Genomic DNA, 2063 nt, shown 5'->3' with positions numbered 1-2063 from the left:
GAGTTTGGAGTGGATATTCACGCCTAACTACAGATTCGACCCACTACCAAGCACCAGATGGGCGTAGTTTTGAAACTCATTGGTATGAAAATTCAGCAACAGGAATGCGTGTTGAACCCAAAACGATAGTTCAAGAATATCTTAAGGGGAAATAACCATGGAAGAAATTGCCCAGAAAGAAATTACTAGTACTTGTTTGCTGTTGATGACCGACGATATTGAATTTATCGAAGGATGTCGAAAGCTGGTCTTTTTGAGAAATCAATACGACCTAGCTGAAGACTTGACCTTTTCTCCTATCGTAGGGATTGTATCAGAAACAGATGATTTCCCAGACAAAAACGCAAGAGAGAATTTCAGCAAAGACTATTTAGAACGAATTGATAAGGAAGTCATGGATTATATATTGGAAGTTCGTCCATCAATAATTGATGCGTGTAGTATTCTTATCGAGAAATACGTTTCTGTCGCAAAAAAAACAAAATAATCCTATTACCGGATCTATGTAAGCGTCTATTTTTCCCACCTATAGTTTCTCAGATAAATAATTTCCAAATTTGGAGCGCTTAAACTTAGGCGGTAACAACGAAATCTTCCCGCAATTTTTGCATAACACAAATCACTTTACTGGCATCATGCATATAAGTGTTAAAAGTTTGCACAACTGAATCATGAAGATCTTCAAAAGTTTTAAAATACTTCATATGAGTCGAATCGCGTTTCGTATTTTTCCATAATTTCTCAATCGGATTAAAATCCGGCGAGAACGCAGGGAGACGTTCTACTGTCAAACGATCTACATTAGCTAACTTAAATTCCTTAACAACACCGCTTCCATGATACGGGGCACCATCTTCAATTAGAATAATCTTGGGCTTCCCGTCTAAAGCGGGACAAAATTTAATGTTATGCAGATAATTTTGTATGATAATCGTATGAAAAAAACAATACAACTGCCAAAGTACAGGCGACTAGAAAATCAATTATTAAGGGCGCTGTAGAGTAAGTACGGACAAAAAAGTTTACGTGAAATAGCCCAAGCCATTTCAGGAACAAAAAGCAGTGTTCATCGTAGCGAAAATGCTAGAAAGAAGCGCAACCAGAACCCTGAGTCTTATCTATGGGAAACTGAGGCAGGAAATGAGTGGACGCGATTATTATTCTTTGCGACTATTTACCATTTTGGCTTTGAATGTGGGGTGGGTGCCGATAAGTTATCCGATTATTTTAAATTAATTCGTATGGATACGCACATTGGTTCATCACCGTCTACTTTTCTGAGACAACTCCAGAGAATGGAAGGGTTATTGCCGGAGTTTCAAACACTATGTGAAAACCAGGTTGAATGGACAACGCGAGAGTCAGTTGTTGCTATGGATGAAACCTTTTTCGGTCATTTCTTAATTTTAGTCTTAATGGATTTACGTTCAGGCTACTTGATTTTAGAGAGTGTGGCAACTGACCGTTGCTTTGATACCTGGTTTACTCATGTAGAGCTACGCCTTAAGGGCCTGGGTGTTCATGTTAATCATGCGGTGACGGATCGTGCCAAAGCCTTAATAAAAATGGCGATCACAGGTTTTGGGTGTGAATCGGGGGCGGATATTTTTCATGCACAACAGGATGCCGTGCGATGGTTGGGGGCTTCATTAGGCAGGCGATTGTCGAACGCTGAAAAACAACAGGCTGATACCACCGAGTCAGAGGATCTGCATCCGTTTTCATTGTTGAATAACCAGCCGCAAACTGAGGGCATATTGCTCGATAAACTTGAAAAAAGAGTCCGTTGCTTCGAAGAAATCGCGAAAAAACAAACCATACCAGATAATAACAAAACCGCTAAAAAACTACGCAATCAAATTCCCTCTTTAGTGGTGAATGTGATGGCATGGTGGCTTTTGGTCAACGAAAATTTACAGGCATTAAAGGTCGATGCAATTTTACGAATATGGATTATAGACGCTTTATGGTTCTGTCGCAAAAAACAAAATCACCCTATTACATACGATCATAAGATTTAATTTCAGCCAAAGAAGATCCGCGTGTTCAACTAAAAATGGTAC

General features: G+C 39.4%; 3 protein-coding genes. 2 read left to right on the top strand and 1 reads right to left on the bottom strand.

Annotated features, from left to right (window positions below; translation table 11 throughout):
* The first annotated feature begins 157 nt into the window (after positions 1–157).
* Positions 158–487 (top strand): DUF2489 domain-containing protein, encoded by a 330-nt coding sequence (locus tag CDZ78_RS18360; RefSeq protein ID WP_087871276.1) that lies wholly within the window; start codon positions 158–160, stop codon positions 485–487.
* An 85-nt stretch (positions 488–572) separates the two neighbouring features.
* Here the strand turns inward: CDZ78_RS18360 and CDZ78_RS18355 are convergent, their stop codons facing one another.
* The gene (locus tag CDZ78_RS18355; protein WP_087871275.1) at positions 573–953 is read right to left on the bottom strand and encodes a transposase; all 381 of its coding nucleotides are present in this window, start codon (positions 951–953) and stop codon (positions 573–575) included.
* Between the two features lie 288 nt (positions 954–1241).
* Here CDZ78_RS18355 and CDZ78_RS18350 point away from each other — a divergent pair, with 288 nt between their 5' ends.
* Complete coding sequence (locus tag CDZ78_RS18350; protein ID WP_140414201.1) at positions 1242–2021, top strand: hypothetical protein; 780 nt, start codon at positions 1242–1244, stop codon at positions 2019–2021.
* Positions 2022–2063 lie beyond the last annotated feature (42 nt).

Origin of the sequence: Bathymodiolus platifrons methanotrophic gill symbiont (assembly GCF_002189065.1) — a bacterium.
GTDB lineage: Bacteria > Pseudomonadota > Gammaproteobacteria > Methylococcales > Methylomonadaceae > Methyloprofundus.
Note: the sequence above shows the minus strand (reverse complement) of the source record. Positions and strands in the feature narration are given on the sequence as shown.

What these genes read in the sequence shown, in the direction of transcription:
- CDZ78_RS18360 (WP_087871276.1), top strand. Translation starts at nt 158, where the DNA reads ATGGAAGAAATTGCCCAGAAAGAAATTACTAGTACTTGTTTGCTGTTG.
- CDZ78_RS18350 (WP_140414201.1), top strand. Translation starts at nt 1,242, where the DNA reads ATGGATACGCACATTGGTTCATCACCGTCTACTTTTCTGAGACAACTC.